Genomic DNA, 1,353 nt, shown 5'->3' with positions numbered 1-1,353 from the left:
CGATTACCCAAGAAGCCCCCACTTCAAGCAACCCGTAAGGGTGGTAAGTGGTGGGAGTAGTTCACATTAAACGTCGTCTACCTAGTAAGAATGCACATAAAAAAAGGATCCTTAGCTTAAAAAAGGATCCTCTTCTTTTTGTTCTTCATATAAATTAAATTTACCAGTAGCATGTCGCTTTAAGGTGTTTTTTTCAATGCGATCATGGCAAGCTTGACATAAATAAAGATGTTTACGTCTATTTCTTAATTTTTTTGCTAGGGGTGAATCATTATCAATCGATTCTACCTTATCACAGATCGGACACATGACATCCATTTGTTTTCCTCCAACATCATTAAAGATAACTGCTTATTCCTTTAGTTTAGCATAAATATTTTAGAATGAGAACCTTATCTCTAGTTTTAAGTTAAGCCGAATTGGGAAAGGATAAACAAGAGTAGAAAAATTTAAAATGAGGTGAAGAGAATGGGGAAGAATAAAAAGACGGCTGTTATTGCAGGCGCTGCAGTTGCTGGAGCTACAGCGGCATTGCATTTATTGAAAGATAAAAAGACAAGAAAAAAATTAACGCGCTTTAAAGAGGATGTATTATTGAGGCTAAAATTAAAAAAACATGATGATTTTCCATTGGATTCGGCAGGTGGATATGATGATAGCATCGAAAATGCCGACATGATTAGTGAAGGTTCGTCATTTGGTGTAGATTACTATAACCGTGTGGCTGGAAGCAGAAAACAAAAAAAGAATCCGAGATTAGTGAAAAAAGACTGGGAATAAAGCCCGTCTTGTAAAAGGGCATCTTGCTAACGATAAGTTTTAACTTGTCTTTGAATGCGTCATTCAAAGGCAAGTTTTTAATTTATCTATTAGATTGGAAGACTTAAATATGCTTGCTTTTTTACCTTCATACCTTTAATATTGTTTAAAGAAGGATTGATTGTGGAGGGATATTATATGGTGGACAATGCAGTTCAAACAGATCAGAAAAAAGCTTATGCCGTTTTAAAGGCTGATGCAGATAAAATCCTAAAACTTATTCAAGTGCAAATGGATAATTTAACAATGCCACAGTGTCCTTTATATGAAGAAGTTTTAGATACGCAAATGTTTGGTCTTTCAAGAGAAATTGACTTTGCGGTTCGCCTTCATTTAATTGACGAAGACAAAGGCAAAGCTTTATTAGATAACTTAGAGAAACAATTGAATATCCTTCATGAGAAGGCTCAAGCAGGTTACTAAAAAACACGGTTTTAAAGTTCTTTGTCAAATAGTGTTGGTGAGAATTTTTAACCAATAATTTCGAGCTTATATTTCACATGTTTCAGCTCTTTTTATGCAGCTGAAACATGT

General features: G+C 34.6%; 3 protein-coding genes. 2 read left to right on the top strand and 1 reads right to left on the bottom strand.

Annotated features, from left to right (window positions below; all coding sequences use genetic code 11):
* Positions 1-111 precede the first annotated feature (111 nt).
* Positions 112-318, bottom strand: coding sequence for a YlaI family protein (locus tag BM163_RS13575; RefSeq protein ID WP_089803703.1), 207 nt, complete (start codon positions 316-318; stop codon positions 112-114).
* A gap of 150 nt (positions 319-468) precedes the next feature.
* On the opposite strand from BM163_RS13575, the gene BM163_RS13570 reads away from it, so the two are divergent.
* Positions 469-780, top strand: a complete 312-nt coding sequence (locus BM163_RS13570; protein ID WP_089803702.1) for a YbyB family protein — start codon at positions 469-471, stop codon at positions 778-780.
* 177 nt (positions 781-957) lie between these two features.
* Positions 958-1,242, top strand: a complete 285-nt coding sequence (locus tag BM163_RS13565) for an Fpa/YlaN family protein (protein ID WP_089803701.1) — start codon at positions 958-960, stop codon at positions 1,240-1,242.
* The last annotated feature ends 111 nt before the right edge of the window (positions 1,243-1,353 follow it).

This window comes from Halolactibacillus alkaliphilus, from assembly GCF_900115465.1.
GTDB lineage: Bacteria > Bacillota > Bacilli > Bacillales > Amphibacillaceae > Halolactibacillus > Halolactibacillus alkaliphilus.
Note: the sequence above shows the minus strand (reverse complement) of the source record. Positions and strands in the feature narration are given on the sequence as shown.

Excerpts from the sequence above, each read along its gene's own strand:
- BM163_RS13570 (WP_089803702.1), top strand. The coding sequence starts at position 469 with ATGGGGAAGAATAAAAAGACGGCTGTTATTGCAGGCGCTGCAGTTGCT.
- BM163_RS13575 (WP_089803703.1), bottom strand. The coding sequence starts at position 318 with ATGGATGTCATGTGTCCGATCTGTGATAAGGTAGAATCGATTGATAAT.
- BM163_RS13565 (WP_089803701.1), top strand. The coding sequence starts at position 958 with ATGGTGGACAATGCAGTTCAAACAGATCAGAAAAAAGCTTATGCCGTT.